An 18,213-nucleotide genomic window follows, 5' to 3' on the forward strand; every position below is an offset into this window, starting at 1 on the left:
CACAGCCTGATGCTGTGCATTCGCCCGGTTCGGCGCTGTTTTTACACAGCGCGTCGGGGTCGTGCGCCGCGAGTCTTAATCAAGTCTACGACCTCCTGGGCTGCGTCAGCCACTGTGCCGTTCACGACGCGGTAATCGAACTCGTCCTGTGCGGCCAATTCGTGCCGCGCGGTCTCCAGTCTGCGCTCGCGTTCCTCAGCATCTTCTGTGCCCCTTCCGACCAGCCGCCGGACCAGTTCGTCCCAGCTGGGCGGAAGCAGGAACACGAGGGTGGCCTCGGGCATTGCGGCCCGAACCTGGCGTGCGCCCTGGATGTCGATCTCAAGCAGGACACTGTCGCCACGGGCGAGGGCCTCGTCGATCGGACCGCGTGGGGTACCGTACCTCGAGGCGTTGTGAACCGTGGCGTGCTCGAGCAGTTCGTTGTTCTCGATCAGCCGGTCAAACTCGGCGTCGTCGACGAAGAAGTAGTTGACGCCCTCGACCTCGCCCGGTCGCGGCTTCCTGGTCGTCGCGGATACCGAGAGGAGGACATCCGGATGGTTCTCACGGATGTAACTGGCGACGGTTCCCTTACCGACCGCGGTCGGCCCTGCGAGCACGATCAGTCGTGAACGCTTGTGCTGGCGGTTCCTGGATTCCCGGTCTGCGATGAAGTCGTGGAGCCGGGTGCGCTGGTTGGGGCCGAGGCCGCCGAGCCGCTTGGCCGGCGAAATCTTCAGGTCATCGAGGATCCTGGTCAGCTTGGTACGCCCGATCGCGGGCACGCTCAGCAGGAAATCGGTCACGCGCATGCGACCGGCAACACCATCGGGGTCGGCAAAGGCGTCGTCGAGCACGGTCAGCGCCGATATGGCGCCGGAGGACACCCGATTCTTAAGCTCTGCTCGAGCGCGTCGAGCCTCGACAGCGGCGCGGGACGCCGCAACGCGGTCGACCTCCGGTGGGGTTCGGACTGTCTGCTCAGGCACTGGCCTGCCTCACTGTTTCTGCTCGGGAGGTGACGGCGCGTCGGATCCCATCGGGACCCGCGCCGAGCACGCTTCGTGATTCGGAGACGATGACACCACTCGTGAGTGCACCGTAGATTGACCGCATGGCCTCGGCTTCTGCGCCCTGGTGGCCGAAGCCGGGAGCGAGCACCGGCGGTGCCGGCAGCGGCGCGAGTTCCAGGTCGAAGTCGGCGAGTTGGAGTGTGGCTCCGATGACCACGCCGATGGATCCGAGAGCGCCGCTGGCGTGCTCGGCGTTCCAGACGTTGACCTCGTCGACGATCGATCGCGCGACCGTCTCGCCCGCCGGCATCCGTGCCTGCTGCAGCGCCATTCCTTCGGGGTTGGACGTCGCAGCCAGCACGAACAGGCCCTTGCCGGTCGATTCGGCGAGGGCAGCTGGCGCGGCAAGTGAGCCGACGCCCTGGTATGCGCTCACGGTGAGCGCATCGGCCTCGAGCGGCGAACCGGGCGTAAGCCAGGCCTGCCCGTACGCCTCGACGCTCGAACCGACATCCCCCCGCTTGGCATCGGCGATGACCAGGAGGCCGCGTGAACGAGCGGCGGCGAGGACCTCTTCGAGCGCGGCATATCCGGCGGACCCGAACCGCTCGAAGAAGGCCACCTGCGGTTTCACGATTCCGGCATTGCCCTCGACGGCGTCGAGGACCCGGAGGCCAAACTCGCGCGCGCCGGCTGCCGTGTCGGCGAGCCCCCAGTCCCTGAGGAGCCAGGCGTGCGGGTCGATGCCGACACAAAGGCGACCGCGTTCGCTGAAGACGCGCTCAAGTCGTTCCCCGAAGGATGCCGTCATGCGCGAGACGCCCTGTCCTGGGCGTACTCCTGCAGTGAGCGGACGTCGAAGCCGTTGCGGACGGCCTCGATGGAGGCGACAGCGGCGGTCAGCTCGGCAATCGTCGTGAAGAGCGGCTTGTCTTCGGCAACCGCGGCGGCACGGATCTCGTAGCCATCGGCACGACCACTGCGGCCGGACGGGGTGTTGATGACGATGTCCACCTCGTGGCGGTTGATCAGCTCGACGATCGACGGTTCGCCGAGTGTCGATTCGTCGCCCTCGGAGTACTTGCGAACCGTACGCGCCGAGATGCCGTTGCGGTTGAGGATCTCCGCGGTTCCCTCGGTGGCCAGGATCTCGTAGCCGAGTTCCTGGAACCGGAGGATCGGCAGCACGATCGAGCGCTTGTCGCGGTCGGAGACCGAGACGAACACGGTGCCCGAGAGCGGAATTCCGCCGTATGCGGCGGTCTGGCTCTTGGCGAACGCGCGGGGGAAGTCCTTGTCGATTCCCATGACCTCACCGGTCGATCGCATCTCCGGGCCGAGGATCGAGTCGACGATGCGGCCGTCAGCCGTGCGGAACCGCTTGAACGGCAGCACGGCTTCCTTCACCGACACCGGGGAGTCGATCGGGATCCGTGACCCGTCGACCGGGGGAAGCAGGCCGGATGCCTTGAGCTCGGCGACGGTCGACCCGGTCATGACGAGCGACGCGGCCTTGGCGAGCGGGATGCCGAGTGCCTTCGAGACGAACGGAACGGTGCGGGACGCCCGTGGGTTGGCCTCGAGGACGTAGAGGATGCCGGCGCCGATGGCGAACTGGACGTTGATCAGTCCCTGCACGCCGATCCCCTGCGCGATGGCGAGGGTCGCATCGCGGACCCTGTCGATCTGTGCGCGGCCGAGCGAGATGGGAGGCAGGGTGCAGCTCGAGTCACCCGAGTGGATACCGGCCTCTTCGATGTGCTCCATGACGCCGCCGATGTACAGCTCGGTCCCGTCGTAGATCGCGTCGACATCGATCTCGATGGCGTCGTCGAGGAACCGGTCGACGAGCAGCGGGTGCTGGGGTCCGATGATGCCCTGGTCGGCCATCCGCAGGAAGTAGTCCTCGAGGGATGCCGTGTCGTAGACGATTTCCATGCCGCGGCCGCCGAGGACGAAACTGGGGCGAACCAGAACGGGGTAGCCGATTTCCTCCGCGATGGTGATCGCACCGGTGATCTCGGTCGCTGTGCCGTTCTTCGGAGCGAGCAGTCCGGCATCCGCGAGGATCTGTGAGAACGCGCCGCGTTCCTCGGCCAGGTCGATCGCTTCAGGTGTGGTGCCGAGGATCGGCACGCCAGCGGCCTTGAGGCCCGTGGCGAGGCCAAGCGCGGTCTGTCCGCCGAGCTGGACGACCACACCGACGAGTTCGCCCGACTTGCTCTCGGCGTCAATGACCTCGAGGACGTCTTCGAGGGTCAGCGGTTCGAAGTACAACCGGTCGCTGGTGTCGTAGTCGGTCGACACGGTCTCCGGGTTGCAGTTGATCATGATCGTCTCGAAGCCCGCTTCACTGAGCGCGAACGACGCGTGGACACAGGAGTAGTCGAACTCGACACCCTGGCCGATCCGGTTCGGGCCTGAGCCGAGAATGACGACCTTCCGGCGGTCTGACGGAGCGACCTCGGTCTCGGTGTCGTAGCTCGAGTAGTGGTACGGCGTCAGCGCGGGGAATTCGCCGGCGCAGGTGTCGACCGTCTTGTAGACGGGGCGAACGTCGAGGATGTGGCGGACCTCGCGGACCTGGGCCTCACCGAAACCGCGGAGCTGGCCGATCTGAACGTCGGAGAAGCCGTGGTTCTTCGCCGTGACGAGGACCTCGGTGTCGAGCACCGAAGCGTCGCGGATGTAATCCGCGACCTCGTTGATCAGGGAGATCTGGTCGAGGAACCACGGGTCGATCTTGGTGGCCTCGAAGAGCTGCTCGGGCGTCGCGCCGAGGCGGAGGGCCTGCTGCACGACGACGATGCGTCCGTCTGTTGGCACCTTGGCAATCTCGATGAGTTCCTCGACCGAACGGAGCTCCTCGCCCCAGTGAAAGCTCGATCCGCGCTTCTCGAGCGAACGCAGCGCCTTCTGCAGCGCCGTCGAGAAGTTCCGGCCAATCGCCATGGCCTCACCGACGGACTTCATCGTTGTCGTGAGCGTGGCATCCGCCGCGGGGAATTTCTCGAACGCGAACCGGGGAACCTTGACGACGACATAGTCGAGGGTCGGCTCGAAGCTCGCCGGCGTCACCTTGGTGATGTCGTTCGGAATCTCGTCGAGGCGGTAGCCGATGGCGAGCTTCGCGGCGATCTTGGCGATGGGGAAGCCCGTTGCCTTCGAGGCGAGAGCGCTCGACCGGGAGACGCGGGGGTTCATCTCGATGACGATGATGCGGCCGTCAGCCGGGTCGATCGCGAACTGGATGTTGCAGCCACCGGTGTCGACCCCGACAGCGCGGATGATGTCGATGCCGATGTCACGGAGCTTCTGGTACTCACGGTCGGTGAGGGTGAGCGCCGGTGCGACGGTGATCGAGTCGCCGGTGTGGACGCCGACGGGGTCGACGTTCTCGATCGAGCAGACGACGACGGTGTTGTCCGCGGTGTCGCGCATGAGTTCGAGTTCGTATTCCTTCCAGCCAAGGATGGACTCCTCGAGGAGGACCTCGGTGGTGGGGCTCTGGTGCAGGCCGTCGCCGACGATGCGGCGGAGTTCGGTCTCGTTGTAGGCAAAACCCGATCCGAGTCCACCCATGGTGAACGAGGGGCGGACGACGAGCGGGTAGCCCAGGTCCTCGGCGAAACCGACAGCCTCTTCGACGGTGTGCGCGATGTGCGACCGTGCAACGTCTGCGCCGGCGTCGAGCACGAGCTGCTTGAAGATCTGGCGGTCTTCACCCTTGTTGATCGCCTCGAAGTTGGCACCGATCAGCTCGACGTCGTACTTCTCGAGGATCCCGTTCTCGTGCAGCTGGATGGCCGCATTGAGCGCCGTCTGGCCGCCGAGGGTCGGCAGGATGGCATCCGGGCGTTCCTTGGCGATGATGGTCTCGATGACCTGCCAGGTGATCGGCTCGATATACGTCGCGTCGGCGAAGTCGGGGTCGGTCATGATCGTCGCCGGGTTGGAGTTCACCAGGATGACGCGGACGCCTTCTTCCCGGAGCACGCGGCAGGCCTGGGTTCCCGAGTAATCGAACTCGACGGCCTGGCCGATGACAATCGGGCCCGAACCGATGACGAGGACGCTCTGGATGTCGTCGCGTTTTGGCATTAGTTGTCGTCTCCTGCTGAGGTGTGGTTGTTCGCGATCACGAGGTCGCGGAAGCGATCGAAGAGGTGGTTGGCGTCGTGCGGGCCTGCAGCCGATTCCGGGTGGTACTGGACGCTGAACGCGGGGATGTCGAGGCAGGCAAGTCCCTCGACCACCTGGTCGTTGAGGCTGTAGTGGCTCACTTCGACGCGACCGAATCCCTCGGGTGACTGGTGGTCGCCCTCGATCGGCAGGTCGACGGCGAAGCCGTGGTTCTGCGAGGTGATCTCAACCCGGCCCGTGGACTTGTCGAGCACCGGCTGGTTGATGCCGCGGTGGCCGAACGGGAGCTTGTAGGTATCGAAGCCGAGTGCCCGACCGAGCAGCTGGTTACCGAAGCAGATCCCGAAGTACGGCACGTTCTCGCGGAGGACCTCGCGGAGCAGGGTGACGTGTGCGTCACTCGCGGCCGGGTCACCCGGGCCGTTAGAGAAGAACAGGGCGTCCGGTTTGAGGCTCAGGACGTGGTCTGCAGTGACGTTCTGCGGGAGCACCATGACATCGAAGCCGCGCTCGGACAGGTAGTTGACCGTCGACTTCTTGATGCCGAGGTCGAGGACCGCCACCCGGCCGATGCGCTCGCCCTGGGCGGGAACCTCGTACGGGTCGATCGTCGACACGTCGCCGGAGAGGTTGCGGCCCTTCATCTCTGGACCCTGGCGGACCTGGTCGAGCTGGTCGCCCTCCGAGAGGTTGAAGTCGGCGCCGGAGAAGATCCCGGCGCGCATCGAGCCGCTTGACCGAATGCGCCGAGTGACGGCGCGGGTGTCGATGTCGCTGATGCCGACGATGCCGTCGCGTGAGAGCTCGCTGTCGAGGCTGTGCTCCGACCGGAAGTTCGACACCATGCGGGATGGGTCGCGCACGACGTAGCCGGCGACCCAGACGCGGGACGACTCCATGTCTTCGGCGTTCATTCCCGTGTTGCCGATGTGCGGGGCCGTCATGAGCACAATCTGGCCCGCGTACGACGGGTCGGTGAGGGTCTCCTGGTACCCGGTCATACCCGTCGAGAAGACAACCTCGCCCAGTGTCTTGCCCGTCGCGCCGTATGCGCGACCGACGTAGCGGGAGCCGTCTTCCAGAACGAGGACGGCGGGTTCTGCTGAGCCAAATCGTGAATTGCTCATGGTTTCTCACTCTCGGTTGACGGTGCGGGACCGGACGATGCCGGACCCGTCGAGTTCAGTGACGCCAGTGCGTCGAGTACTGGGGCGTGCTTGGTCGGATCGATGACGCGAACGTAGCTGTCGGCATCCGTGTCGCCTGTACGCCAGGTGATGCTGACGAGTCCGTCGGATTCGACGACCCGGTCGATGGTCCAGGTGGCTGGCTGGGACGAGCGGATGCTGTCGGCTGGCAGGAAGATCGGCTCCTGGCCTGGGACGGACAGCACGACTCCCTCCTCAGCCACGATGAGTTCGGCGCGGGCCCTGAAGGCCAGGCCGCTGATCGCCAGTCGTTCGAGCGGCTGGCCGGCCCTGGTCGTCGCCACGTAGAGGACGTCTGTCGTCAGCAGCGGGTGGATACCACCGGTGGGAAGAGGTGCACTCGCGGAGACGCCGCTGTCGCGTCGAGCCCTGGCGCGCCACGCGAGCCACATGCCGGCGAGCAGGATCGCGAGGAGTCCGAGAACGAGGGCTGCGGGAAGGAGCCGGTCAGGCATTCGCGCCCGCCCGTCCGGTGAGCGCCTGGCGCGCGATCTCATCGACCGGGCGCAGAGCCCCGTCGAGGACCGTTGGGTAGCCGTCGTGGAAGGTCGCAACGACGCGACCGGGCAGGGCCAGGTCGAGGTAGGGCGAGTTCATGCCCTTGCCGCGGAGGTCGCCGGTGCTGAAGGTGCGCGACGTCTGGGGGTCGTAGAGCAGCACCTGGGCTGGCGCACCGACGGCGATGCCCTGGCCGTGCCGCGTGATGCGTCCGATCCGGGCGGGAGCCGATGAGAGGACCCGCGCGACATCTGACCAGTTCAACAGGCCGGTATCGACAACGGATGCCTGCACAACGCTGAGAGCGGACTCGAGGCCGACCATGCCGTTCGCGGCGGCATCCCACTCGCAGTCCTTGTGCTCGGTCGGGTGCGGTGCGTGGTCCGTTGCGACGATGTCGATGGTGCCGTCGCCAAGGGCCTCACGGAGCGCGAGGACGTCTTCCTGGCGGCGAAGCGGCGGGTTGACCTTGTACCTGGCGTCATAGCTGCGGACGAGCTCTTCGGTGAGGAGGAGGTGGTGCGGGGTGACTTCCGCCGTCACGGAAATGCCGCGCGCTTTGGCCCAGCGGATGACGTCGACGCTCCCCGCGGTCGATACGTGACAGATGTGGAGCCGTGACCCGACGTGTTCGGCGAGCAGGACGTCACGGGCGATGATCGATTCTTCGGCGACCGCAGGCCAGCCCTGCAATCCCAGTTCGCCCGACACGGCGCCCTCGTTCATCTGGGCGCCGACGGTGAGCCTGGGGTCCTGGGCGTGTTGCGCGATGACGCCGTCGAATGACTTGACGTACTCGAGGGCGCGGCGCATCAGCAGCGGATCGGAGACGCAGAAGCCGTCGTCAGAGAACACCCGCACCTGGGCACGGGATGCTGCCATCGCGCCGAGTTCGGCGAGCTGTTCGCCCGCCAGCCCGACGGTGACGGCGCCGATCGGCTGGACCGTCGCGTAGCCGGCTTCCTGCCCGAGGGCCAGTTCCTGCTCGACGACACCGGCGGTATCTGCGACGGGTGAGGTGTTCGCCATGGCGAAGACGGCGGTGAATCCACCGGCGGCTGCGGCCTGCGTACCGGTGAGCACGGTTTCGCTCTGCTCGTAGCCGGGTTCACGGAGGTGGGTGTGCAGGTCGACGAGGCCAGGGAGCGCGAGCAGTCCGTCCGCGTCAACAACGGAGGCGCCGTCGGCGGAGAGGGATCCACCGAGTTCGGCGATGATGCCGTTGGCGATGCGGATGTCTGTGGTGCTGCCGTCTGCGAGGGTCGCCTGGCGGAGGACGTAGGTCTCTGTAGTCATGGTTATGCGTCCTCCCGATCGCCCGACAGCAGCAGGTAAAGTGCGGCCATCCGCACGGAAACTCCGTTCGCCACCTGTTCGCGAACCGTGGACTGGGGCGAGTCAGCTGCTGCAGCGGAGATTTCCAGACCCCGGTTCATCGGTCCGGGGTGCATGACAATGGTAGTCGCCCGAAGCTGGTGCAATCGTCCATCGTCGAGGCCCCACCGCCTCGAATACTCCCGGCTGTTGGGGAAAAACGCGTTTCGCATCCGCTCGGCCTGGATGCGGAGCATGATGATGACGTCGGGCTCTGAGGCGATGGCCTCGTCGAGGTCGTAGCCAACGGTCACCGGCCAGCCCGAGGTGTTCACCGGCACGAGGGTGGGCGGTGACACGATGCTGACGGTGGCGCCGAGCGTCGTGAGCAGCCAGACATTCGACCGGGCGACGCGGGAGTGGAGCACGTCGCCGACGATCGTGACCGTGAGTCCGTCGAGGTCTTTCCCTCGCGAGGCTGCGTCATGGACGCGCTTCCGGATCGTGTACGCGTCGAGGAGCGCCTGCGTCGGGTGCTCGTGTGTCCCGTCGCCCGCGTTCAGGATTCCAGCGTCGATCCATCCGCTGGTGGCCAGGGTTTGCGGTGCGCCGGATGCGGGGTGACGGATGACGACGGCATCCGCCCCCATGGCCTGAAGCGTTTGTGCTGTGTCTTTGAGGCTCTCCCCCTTCGAGACGCTCGACCCTTTGGCGCTGAAGTTGATGACGTCCGCGCTCAGGCGTTTGGCGGCAGCCTCGAACGAGATGCGGGTTCGGGTGGAGTCTTCGAAGAAGAGGTTGACGACGGTTTTGCCGCGGAGGGTCGGGAGCTTCTTGACCTCGCGCAGTTGGGTGTCGGCCATGTCTTCGGCAACGTCGAGCAGTTCGATGGCTGTGTCGCGGCTGAAGTCCCGCGTCGAGAGGAGGTGGCGCATCAGGACTCCATCCCATCGATCGAGACCAGGTCGGCGCCATCGAGTTCGGCAAGGCGCACGTTGATGCGTTCGGTTTGCGCGCTCGGCAGGTTCTTGCCGACGAAGTCGGGGCGGATGGGCAGCTCACGGTGCCCACGGTCGATGAGGGTGGCCAGGCGGACGGCGCGGGGCCTGCCGATGTCGCCGATGGCGTCGAGAGCGGCGCGGATGGTGCGACCCGAGTACAGGACGTCATCGACGAGCACCACGGTCTTGCCATCGATCCCGGATGCGGGGATGTGCGTTGGTGCCGGAGTGCGGGTGGGGTGTTTTGCGAGGTCGTCGCGATACATGGTCACGTCGAGGGACCCTGCGTCGATCGGCGTGCCGGCGATCTCCGAGATCAGAGTGGCGATGCGGTCGGCGAGAATGACCCCGCGGGTCGGAATGCCGAGGAGGACGAGGTTGTCTGCGCCTCGATTGGACTCAAGGATCTCGTGGGAGATCCGGGTCAACGCTCGGGCGATGTCAGCCTGCTGAAGTACGACGCGCGCACTCATGCCGACTCCCTTCTCCGTCTCTCGGACGGCGTTAAAGGTTGTCAATTATTTTTCACTCTAGCAGTCGCCGGGCTCTGATCTCGTTTGTGACGCCGGGCCGGCGCGTGCTCCCCATCGTGTACCGCGGCGTCTCGGGAGGCGAAACGGAGCGGCCGCTGCCTGTGGGGCGCCGCACCCCCGCTTTTTCCTCCCGTAACACCACCACGCTCTGCGAACGCATCAGTTGCGGTCGAGAACATCCCGCGTAACTGATGCGCTCGACCACAAGTGATGCGCTCGCTCGTGGGACTGCACACCCGGGTGCGCACGCCCCGCCATTCCCGGACACCGCCCCATGCCCAATCGCCCGTTCGCCGTGCATAATGGGCATCAGGTGGTGCCCGCGTCGACCCCGGGAGGCATCGTGGCACGGATTCTGGTCGCGGTCATGCCGTTCGCAGGACACGTCGCGCCGATGCTCGCCGTCGTCAGCGAGTTCCTGGCCCGTGGCCACGCAGTGCGGGTGTACACCGGCGCCGCTTGGGCCGACCGGTTCGCCTCCGTCGGCGCCACAGTCGTGGCCTGGCAGGATGCACCCGACTTCGACGAACACAACCTGGCTGCCACGTTTCCCCAGCTGGTCGGACGCAAGGGCCCACGGCAGACGATCGCCAACCTCGAGCACCTCTTCATCCGCACCGGCGCCGCCCAGCACAGCGACCTGACCCGCGCCTGGCGAACAGAGCCGTGGGACCTCATCCTCGCCGACAGCCTCAGCTGTGGTGCCGCACTCATCGCCGAAACCACACCAGCACCGTGGGCAACGCTCTCCCTCGTCCCGCTCACCACCCCGAGCCGGGACCTTCCCCCTGCCGGGTTCGCCCTCCACCCCGGGCGTGGCCGAATCGGACGGCTCAGGGATGCCGTCCTCCGGCATGCGGCCCGGCTCCTGACACGAGGCCTGCACCGGGCGTGGAACGACACCAGGCAACGGGTCGGGCTCCCGCCAACGGCAACGCGATTCGACACCGCATGGGTCTCACCCACACTCACCTGCGTCACCGGAACAGCGTCCCTCGACTATCCCCGCACCGACCTGCCGCCGACCACCCACTACATCGGCGCCATCCGCACGACTCCCCCGGCAACACCAGAGAGCCCCGCCTGGTGGCCTGACGTCCTCTCCGCCACGGTCCCCGTTGTGCACGTGACCCAGGGCACTCTGAATGTCGACCCGGCCGACCTTCTGCACCCGGCGATGGTTGCACTCGCGGATGCCCCGGTGCTCGTCGTCGCAGCCACCGGGTCCGCCGTCGAAACGGCTCCCGCCTTCCCGGTGCCGCACAACGCCCGCGTCGCCAGCGTCCTCGATTACGACGAACTGCTTCCGCTGACGAGCGTCGTTATTACCAACGGTGGCTGGGGCGGCGTCCTTGCCGCACTGCGCTACGGAGTTCCGCTGATCGTGGCAGGCGGAGACATCGACAAGCCCGAGATCGCCGCACGCGTGGCATACAGCGGCGTAGGCATCGACCTCCGCACCGGCACCCCATCGGCGACGGCGATCGCCGCCGCGTACCGGCGGGTCGCCACCGACCCCGCCTTCCGGAATTCTGCTCATCGACTCGCACGCGAGCTCAACCGATCGCGCGGCCAGGCGGACGTCGTCGATCGCTGTGAAGCGTTGATTCGATGAGACCAGTGCACGCGAGCCTCGGCTGAAAACCCGCACGAAAAACGCCCGCCACCGCGCGAGCGGTGACGGGCGCTCGAAGACACGACCCTGGCCGCCGCGCGAGCGGTGACGGGCGTCCGAAGACACGACCCTGGCCACTGACCCGAGCGATTTGTTCCGAGCAGGTGGCGGGCCGTCTCCCCGTGTCGCACGCCATTCGGTGTCGCACGCCATTCGGTGCCGAACGCTGCCTTCTCCGTACGACCTCCCGCGCCTCCTGAGTAATGTTCCCCGCGCTGTCCTCCCTCGCCCTGCTGGGCGGCGCCTGGCTGTCCACCGGAGTCCGCCATCGTGCTCGGCAGAAGCAGGGTTTGGCAGTTGAGCGGTAGTACTGTTGCCCAGTTCAGCGGAAGTATGGTTTGCGACGGATCCATTCGGCGATGGTGACCTTGGGTTTGCCGTTCACCATCGTGACGGTGAAGACTCCGGTGTCGACCATCCGATGATGGAACCAGCAGAACAGTGCACCGTTATCAATATGGGTGGGCCCACCTTCGGAGTGCGGGATGATGTGGTGGGCTTCGCAGCCGGTGGCCGGGATCTGACAGTCCGGCATCGCGCAGGTGGGTCCGTCGCGGGCGATCATGCCCATTCGTTGGGTCCGGTTGAACCCGCGTTGGTCGTTGCCGAGGGCGACGACCGTGCCGTCGGGGTCGATGAATACCGGGATGATGCTCGCGTCACAGAGAATCTGGCTGATTGTTGACGCCGCCACCGGGGCGTTCACTCCCACGATCTGTCCGGTACCGGACTTGGAATCGATCACGTCCGCGTTGACCGTCACGACGACGGTCGGTGCTGCGCCGGTCACTGATGGTGCGTCCCCGGAGCGGGCAAGGGCGTCGATCATCGCCGCGAACACGTCAGCGCGTTGCTGCCCCGCGGTCCGCCGGGCCCGGATGGGTTCCTCGTGCTCCACAGGGCTCTCGTCGGCGACTTGCGCCGCGTCACCGGTGGCTGGGTTGGCGCCGGTCACGGTTGGCGACGCGCCGGATCCGAAGGCCCCCGCGTCATCGGTTCCGGTGCCACCGGCACCACCGCCAGTTCCCTCGCCAGCATCAGTGGCCGTGGGGCCGTACCGGTCCGCGGTCTTCGGACTCAACACCGCATCGAGTAACGCGTGGAGTTTCGCTCCCACATCGACGGTGACCTGCCCACCGAACTTCACCAACCCGTCCTTCGCAGCACGCGCGATCCAGAAATCGCGTTTCTGGAACGCTTTGTCGGTCAGGGGTTCGATCCCGTCTTCGTCCAACCGGTCACGCCACTGCCGAGCCTGAATCCCCACAAAATCCGCCGACATGGGTAAGCCGTCGCGCCAGCCGGCACCGACCGCCTCACTGACGAGAGTGCGCTCGGCAATCGCGAGGTGTTCCACCTCGGCACGGGGCGCGGCCAAAGAGAGTTCCCGGGTGATCGCTTCGGCGGTCTCCACCCCGATCAAACCCTGCCGGAACGCCTCCCCGACCACCGGAAACAACGGCGGCAACGGGAACCCAGCATCAGTGAGCCTCCGGCAGGTCCGCTGGCCCACCCGGATCAACCGTGACGCGGCAGCAGACGACACCCCGGTGATCACCTCGATCAGATGCGACGGACGCTGGTAGTTATGCTTCACCGCCAAACCTTCGCTGCCGCGCGCGGGGTCGGACCGGTCCGCGACCTCGGCACTCAACGCCGCGAGGACCGCCTCACCGGCACGCACCACCCCGGCGACCTGCCCCAGCTGCGTCAACAGCTGTTCCCCGGTCAACCGATCGAGGTGATCCAGGTCAAGAACGCCGACGACCTGCCCCAGATGCGTGAGCAGTCCGGTGAGCGCACTCTCACCCTCCGGCACCGATGCCGGCGGAAAGTCGCTCACCGCGAGGCTCATGACACCCGCACACCCCCACCAGTCAAGGCGAGGACATGACGCCCGGCCAGACCGGAGTCCGCCACACCAGAACGGTGACGAATCGGGCTGCTGACCGGGATGTTCATGACTTCAGTACACACTCAACCACTGACATTGAAACCGGGCGCGAAGGGCATCGCGCCCGGGCCTTCGCAGGCATCCGAACGCCACGCCAGAATGTTGGCGGAACGGGCTGCTGACCGGGATTTTCATGACTTCAGTACACACCCAACCACTGACATTGAAACCGGGCACCGAGGGCATCGGGCCCGGGCCATCGCAGGCATCCGAACGCCACACCAGAATGGTGGCGGATCGGGCTACTGGCCGGGATGTTCATGACTTAACTACACACCCAACCACTGACATTGAAACCGAGCCCCGAGGGCACCACGCACGGGGCTTGCAGGCATCCGTCGACCACACCGGAAATGGTGACGATACAAGCTACCGACCACGTCAAACCCACCCCGAACGCCAGGGCGCACGAAAAACGCCCGCCATCGGCATCCGATGACGGGCGTTTCGACGAAAGAAGTCCTAGCCGTTGGCCTGGGCGATCTTCCCGAGCAGTCCGTTGACAAATCCGGGCGAGTCGTCGGTCGACAGCGTCTTGGCCGATTCGACAGCCTCGTCGATGGCAACCGCGGCAGGCACCTCGGAGTTGAACATGATCTCCCACACACCGATGCGCAGGATCGCACGATCAACAGCCGGCATCCGCGCGAGGGACCAGCCCTGGGCGTACGTCTCGATCTGCTCGTCGATCTCCTCGGCGTTGTCGGCGATGCCGTCGACGATGTCGCGCGCGTAGAGCCAGCTCGCTTCACGGTCGGGCTCGCTCGCGGCACGCTTCGCTTCAACGGTGAGGGCCTCGCTCAACGCCATGTCCCGAAGGTCTGCGCCGTACAGGATGTCGATGGCCCGTTTACGGGCCTTGCTACGGGCGCTCACTAGTCGTTGACGCGTCCCATGTAGTCGCCCGTGCGGGTGTCGACCTTGACCTTGGTGCCCTGCTCGAGGAACAACGGCACCTGGATCTCGTATCCGGTCTCAACGGTTGCGGGCTTCGTGCCACCGGTCGAGCGGTCGCCCTGGAGGCCCGGCTCGGTGTAGGTGATCTCGAGAACGACGGATGCCGGCAGTTCGACATACAGTGGGTTGCCGTTGTTGAGTGCAACGGTCACGGCCTGGTTCTCGAGCATGAAGTTGGCGGCGTCTCCGACAACGGATGCCGGTACCGTCAGCTGGTCGTAGTCAGCGGTGTCCATGAACACGAAGGCTTCACCGTCGTTGTAGAGGTAGGTGAAGTCGCGGCGGTCGACGTTCTCGATGTCGATCTTCGCACCAGCGTTGTACGTGCGGTCGACGGTCTTGCCCGACACGACGTTCTTCAGCTTGGTGCGCACGAATGCGCCACCCTTGCCGGGCTTGACGTGCTGGAACTCGATGACGTTCCAGAGCTGTCCGTCAATGTTGAGGACAATTCCGTTCTTGATGTCGGCGGTAGATGCCATGAAGAGGGGGTTCCGTTCAGTGGGAGAAAAGTGGGGTCTGAGGCGACCGATGTGACGAGTTTACCGCAGGAGCCTGTTTACTCGGTCCCAGCCGCTGTCAGGCGGAGTACGGCATCGAGAGCCAGGCGGTACGAATCGAACCCGAAACCAGCGATCACGCCGGTCGCAACACCCGAGATCACGCTCGAGTGCCGGAAGGTCTCCCGCGCGTGCGGGTTCGAGATGTGGACCTCGACCAGCGGAATACCCGCCTTCGTGACGAGCGCGGCGGCATCCCGAAGCGCGTAGCTGTAATGGGTGAACGCTGCCGGATTCAGGATCACGGGAACGGAACCGTCAGTTGCCTCGTAGAGCCAGCCGATGAGCTCACCCTCATCGTTGGTCTGGCGGAGATCGATCGAGACGCCTTCCGGGGCGGATGCCTGGAGCAGCGTCCAAAGGTCGTCGAGGTTGCCACTGCCGTAGACATCGGGCTCGCGCGAACCGAGCCTGCCGAGGTTGGGGCCGTTGAGCACGAGCACACGAGTCATGGCTATGAACCTATCTCCTGGTACGCCGCGAAGAGCAGCGCTGTCTCCGGTCCTGCGAGCACGGTCGGTTTGGCGATGTCATCGAGGACGATGAACCGGAGCATGCCGGCTCGGGCCTTCTTGTCACGCTGCATCGTCGCGAGGAGCGTGCTCCAGCGCCCTACCGGGTATTCGGTCGGCAGCGACAGCGAGTCGAGGATGCTGCGGTGCCGGTCGGCGACCGCGTCCGGTAGCCGTCCGGCCAGCCGTGAGAGCTCGGCGGCGAACATCATCCCGACGGCGACGGCCGCGCCGTGACGCCACTGGTACCGCTCGGCGTGCTCGATGGCGTGGCCGAGAGTGTGTCCGTAGTTGAGGATCTCGCGGACCCCGCCCTCCTTGAAGTCCTCGCTGACGACGCGGGCCTTGAGCGCGATGGACAGCTCGACGACGCGCCGGAACTCCGCGGTGGTCGGGTCGGTCACCCGATCCACGTCCGCTTCGATGATGTCGAGGATCTCCGGTTCCGCGATGAAACCGCACTTCACGATCTCCGCGAACCCGGCGAGGATCTCGTTCTTCGGCAGCGTGTCGAGCAGGTCGAAGTCGACGACCACTCCGGCGGGAGCGTAGAAAGCGCCAACGAGGTTCTTGCCCTCGTTGGTGTTGATCCCCGTCTTACCGCCGATGGCAGCATCCACCATTCCGGCCACTGTCGTCGGCACCTGCACAAGTCGAACGCCGCGCAGCCAGGTTGCGGCCACAAACCCGGCGAGGTCGGTGGTCGCTCCCCCGCCGAAACCAATCACGGCATCGGTTCTCGTGAAGTCGGCCTGGCCCATGATCTGCCAGCAGAACGCCGCAACCTCGACACGTTTGCCGGTTTCGGCATCCGGAATCTCGGCCAGCAGCACCTGGTACCGGTCGGCCAGTGACTCACGCAGCTGCTCGGCCTTCGCGGCGAGAGTCGGTGGGTGGACGAGCAGGACCTTCTGCACGCCGTCACCGAGGGCGACAGCAATGCGATCGAGGATGCCGCGGCCGACGTGAATCGCGTAGCCGTCTGTTCCCGTCACCTCGATCGTGGTGATCCCGTGGTCATCTCCGGTGGCGCCCCGATTGCCTGTCGTACCGATGTGGTCTGTCATGCTCGTCCTTTCGCCCATGTGGCGATGTCTGCAGCGATTCTCTCGATCGGCTGGGTGGAGGTGTCGAAGGTGATCGTGGCGAGTTCGTCGTAGATCGCGCGCCGTTCGTCGTAGATACGCTGCCAGTCCGCAGTCCCGTTTGCCAGCAGCGGCCGTTTGTCGGTCTTGATGCGTGCGGCGACGGCATCCGCTGACACGGTCAGCAGGACGACCGTCTTGTCGGCAAGCGCTGCCCGCGTCTCCGGATCCAGAACGGCGCCACCCCCGAGGGACACGACGGCGTGTTCGGCCAGCGCGGCAGCGACGGCATCCTTCTCCAGCGCGCGGAAGGCAGCCTCGCCCCTGGATTCGAAGATGGCCGCTATCGGTCCGTGCTCGGCGACGATGATCTTGTCAGTGTCAAGAAAGGGTACCTCGAGTGCTTTTGCCACCCGGCGACCGATGCGGGTCTTTCCCGCTCCCATTGGCCCAATGAAGACGAGCGGGTAAAGGGGGCGGTGATCGTCGCTCACGCCAGGTGATCCTGGGTGGACGCGGTGGCGGTGCGAAGCCCCGCTGGAATAGCAGCGAGGTAGGACTGGAGGTTGCGACGGGTCTCTTCGACCGAGTCTCCCCCGAACTTCTCGAGGACGCTGTTGGCCAGCACGAGGGCGACCATTGCCTCAGCGACGACGCCAGCGGCGGGCACCGCACAGACATCCGAGCGCTGGTGGTGCGCACCGGCGGCTTCGCCTGTCGCGACGTCGACCGTCCGAAGCGAGTGCGGGACTGTGGCGATGGGCTTCATTCCGGCGCGGACGCGGAGAACGGTTCCGGTGCTCATGCCGCCCTCGGTGCCGCCGGCCTTGTCACTCGAGCGTACGATCTGGCCGTCGATCGAGAAGAGCTCATCGTGCGCCTCGGAGCCGCGACGCGTTGTGGTGAGGAAGCCGTCGCCGACCTCGACACCTTTGATCGCCTGGATGCCCATTAGCGCCTGGGCGAGCTGTCCATCGAGGCGACGGTCCCAGTGCACGTGAGAACCGAGTCCGGGCGGCAGGCCGTATGCGAGTACCTCGACGACTCCGCCGAGCGTGTCGCCGTCCTTCTTCGCTGCGTCGACCTCGGCGACCATCAGTTCGGATGTTGCCGCGTCGAAGCAGCGCAGTGGATCGGCATCGAGCGTGCCCACGTCAGCGGGAGTGGGAAGTGCGGCGTTCTCGGGAACGCGCACAGGTCCGATCGAGAGCGTGTGGCTGACCAGGGTGATGCCGAGTTCGGCGAGAAAGCCCCGCGCGACGGCACCGAGGGCAACGCGTGCCGCGGTTTCCCTGGCGCTGGCGCGTTCGAGGATCGGACGCGCTTCGTCGAAGTTGTACTTCTGCATGCCGACGAGATCCGCGTGCCCCGGGCGGGGACGCGTGAGCGGGGCGCTCCTGCCGCGGGACTTCTCGGTCTCCGGTACGGGTTCCGGGTTCATCACCTCGACCCATTTGGGCCATTCCGTGTTGCCGATGCGCAGGGCGACGGGACTGCCGAGGCTGAATCCGTGGCGAACACCGCCGGAGATGTTGAGCTCGTCCTCCTCGAACTTCATCCGTGAACCACGGCCATAGCCGAGTTTCCGCCGAGCAAGGTCAGCGCGAATGGAATCGAGCGAGACAGGGACGCCGGCGGGAAGACCCTCGACGATTGCAATGAGTTCCGGGCCGTGAGACTCTCCGGCTGTGAGCCAACGAAGCATGGCTCTATCCTTCCACAGCGCCCGAGGTCGGCCTGACCCTGTGACGGTCTGCGTCTCCCCTACGGCCGTCAGG

At 65.9% G+C, this 18,213-nt stretch carries 16 protein-coding genes; 1 reads left to right on the plus strand and 15 read right to left on the minus strand.

The window, feature by feature from the left end:
• Positions 1 to 41: 41 nt before the first annotated feature.
• From gmk to pyrR, 8 genes are read right to left on the minus strand one after another with little or no spacing between them, the layout of a single operon-like run.
• Positions 42 to 971, minus strand: coding sequence for a guanylate kinase (gene gmk / locus AC1C2N_RS11005; protein ID WP_495433985.1), 930 nt, complete (start codon positions 969 to 971; stop codon positions 42 to 44).
• On the minus strand, positions 964 to 1,806 hold the full coding sequence (gene pyrF, locus AC1C2N_RS11010) for an orotidine-5'-phosphate decarboxylase (protein ID WP_495433986.1): 843 nt from the start codon (positions 1,804 to 1,806) through the stop codon (positions 964 to 966). Before pyrF ends, gmk begins: the two co-directional genes overlap by 8 nt.
• Positions 1,803 to 5,096 (minus strand): carbamoyl-phosphate synthase large subunit, encoded by a 3,294-nt coding sequence (gene carB, locus AC1C2N_RS11015; protein WP_495433987.1) that lies wholly within the window; start codon positions 5,094 to 5,096, stop codon positions 1,803 to 1,805. Before carB ends, pyrF begins: the two co-directional genes overlap by 4 nt.
• Complete coding sequence (gene carA / locus AC1C2N_RS11020) at positions 5,096 to 6,265, minus strand: glutamine-hydrolyzing carbamoyl-phosphate synthase small subunit (RefSeq protein ID WP_483404168.1); 1,170 nt, start codon at positions 6,263 to 6,265, stop codon at positions 5,096 to 5,098. Before carA ends, carB begins: the two co-directional genes overlap by 1 nt.
• The gene (locus AC1C2N_RS11025; protein ID WP_483404169.1) at positions 6,262 to 6,801 is read right to left on the minus strand and encodes a PH-like domain-containing protein; all 540 of its coding nucleotides are present in this window, start codon (positions 6,799 to 6,801) and stop codon (positions 6,262 to 6,264) included. Before AC1C2N_RS11025 ends, carA begins: the two co-directional genes overlap by 4 nt.
• Positions 6,794 to 8,140, minus strand: coding sequence for a dihydroorotase (locus AC1C2N_RS11030; protein ID WP_495433988.1), 1,347 nt, complete (start codon positions 8,138 to 8,140; stop codon positions 6,794 to 6,796). Before AC1C2N_RS11030 ends, AC1C2N_RS11025 begins: the two co-directional genes overlap by 8 nt.
• A gap of 2 nt (positions 8,141 to 8,142) precedes the next feature.
• Positions 8,143 to 9,093, minus strand: a complete 951-nt coding sequence (locus AC1C2N_RS11035; RefSeq protein ID WP_495433989.1) for an aspartate carbamoyltransferase catalytic subunit — start codon at positions 9,091 to 9,093, stop codon at positions 8,143 to 8,145.
• Complete coding sequence (gene pyrR, locus AC1C2N_RS11040) at positions 9,093 to 9,632, minus strand: bifunctional pyr operon transcriptional regulator/uracil phosphoribosyltransferase PyrR (RefSeq protein WP_495433990.1); 540 nt, start codon at positions 9,630 to 9,632, stop codon at positions 9,093 to 9,095. The genes AC1C2N_RS11035 and pyrR overlap by 1 nt, the downstream gene beginning before the upstream one ends.
• Before the next feature lie 334 nt (positions 9,633 to 9,966).
• Between pyrR and AC1C2N_RS11045 the strand changes: the two genes are divergently transcribed.
• A complete protein-coding gene (locus tag AC1C2N_RS11045; RefSeq protein WP_495433991.1) occupies positions 9,967 to 11,307 on the plus strand; it encodes a glycosyltransferase in 1,341 nt (446 codons plus the stop codon).
• A 382-nt stretch (positions 11,308 to 11,689) separates the two neighbouring features.
• Here the strand turns inward: AC1C2N_RS11045 and AC1C2N_RS11050 are convergent, their stop codons facing one another.
• From AC1C2N_RS11050 to aroC, 7 genes are all read right to left on the minus strand, one after another.
• Positions 11,690 to 13,210, minus strand: a complete 1,521-nt coding sequence (locus tag AC1C2N_RS11050; protein WP_495433992.1) for an HNH endonuclease signature motif containing protein — start codon at positions 13,208 to 13,210, stop codon at positions 11,690 to 11,692.
• A 573-nt stretch (positions 13,211 to 13,783) separates the two neighbouring features.
• Positions 13,784 to 14,197 (minus strand): transcription antitermination factor NusB, encoded by a 414-nt coding sequence (gene nusB / locus AC1C2N_RS11055; protein ID WP_108961906.1) that lies wholly within the window; start codon positions 14,195 to 14,197, stop codon positions 13,784 to 13,786.
• Positions 14,197 to 14,760: an elongation factor P gene (gene efp / locus AC1C2N_RS11060; protein WP_108391041.1), complete on the minus strand. Its 564-nt coding sequence runs from the start codon at positions 14,758 to 14,760 to the stop codon at positions 14,197 to 14,199. The genes nusB and efp overlap by 1 nt, the downstream gene beginning before the upstream one ends.
• Before the next feature lie 77 nt (positions 14,761 to 14,837).
• Complete coding sequence (locus tag AC1C2N_RS11065) at positions 14,838 to 15,290, minus strand: type II 3-dehydroquinate dehydratase (protein ID WP_495433993.1); 453 nt, start codon at positions 15,288 to 15,290, stop codon at positions 14,838 to 14,840.
• Positions 15,291 to 15,292: 2 nt separating this feature from the next.
• Entirely contained in the window at positions 15,293 to 16,417 is a 1,125-nt protein-coding gene (gene aroB, locus AC1C2N_RS11070) for a 3-dehydroquinate synthase (RefSeq protein ID WP_495433994.1), read from the minus strand.
• Entirely contained in the window at positions 16,414 to 16,929 is a 516-nt protein-coding gene (locus tag AC1C2N_RS11075; RefSeq protein WP_483404177.1) for a shikimate kinase, read from the minus strand. Before AC1C2N_RS11075 ends, aroB begins: the two co-directional genes overlap by 4 nt.
• Positions 16,926 to 18,140 (minus strand): chorismate synthase, encoded by a 1,215-nt coding sequence (gene aroC, locus AC1C2N_RS11080; RefSeq protein ID WP_495433995.1) that lies wholly within the window; start codon positions 18,138 to 18,140, stop codon positions 16,926 to 16,928. Before aroC ends, AC1C2N_RS11075 begins: the two co-directional genes overlap by 4 nt.
• Positions 18,141 to 18,213: the final 73 nt, after the last annotated feature.

Source organism: Mycetocola sp. Y791 (assembly GCF_059445325.1).

Coding starts and splice junctions, on each gene's coding strand:
- pyrF (WP_495433986.1), bottom strand. CDS start 1,806: ATGACGGCATCCTTCGGGGAACGACTTGAGCGCGTCTTCAGCGAACGC.
- carB (WP_495433987.1), bottom strand. CDS start 5,096: ATGCCAAAACGCGACGACATCCAGAGCGTCCTCGTCATCGGTTCGGGC.
- carA (WP_483404168.1), bottom strand. CDS start 6,265: ATGAGCAATTCACGATTTGGCTCAGCAGAACCCGCCGTCCTCGTTCTG.
- AC1C2N_RS11025 (WP_483404169.1), bottom strand. CDS start 6,801: ATGCCTGACCGGCTCCTTCCCGCAGCCCTCGTTCTCGGACTCCTCGCG.
- AC1C2N_RS11030 (WP_495433988.1), bottom strand. CDS start 8,140: ATGACTACAGAGACCTACGTCCTCCGCCAGGCGACCCTCGCAGACGGC.
- AC1C2N_RS11035 (WP_495433989.1), bottom strand. CDS start 9,093: ATGCGCCACCTCCTCTCGACGCGGGACTTCAGCCGCGACACAGCCATC.
- pyrR (WP_495433990.1), bottom strand. CDS start 9,632: ATGAGTGCGCGCGTCGTACTTCAGCAGGCTGACATCGCCCGAGCGTTG.
- AC1C2N_RS11045 (WP_495433991.1), top strand. CDS start 9,967: ATGCCCAATCGCCCGTTCGCCGTGCATAATGGGCATCAGGTGGTGCCC.
- efp (WP_108391041.1), bottom strand. CDS start 14,760: ATGGCATCTACCGCCGACATCAAGAACGGAATTGTCCTCAACATTGAC.
- AC1C2N_RS11065 (WP_495433993.1), bottom strand. CDS start 15,290: ATGACTCGTGTGCTCGTGCTCAACGGCCCCAACCTCGGCAGGCTCGGT.
- aroB (WP_495433994.1), bottom strand. CDS start 16,417: ATGACAGACCACATCGGTACGACAGGCAATCGGGGCGCCACCGGAGAT.
- aroC (WP_495433995.1), bottom strand. CDS start 18,140: ATGCTTCGTTGGCTCACAGCCGGAGAGTCTCACGGCCCGGAACTCATT.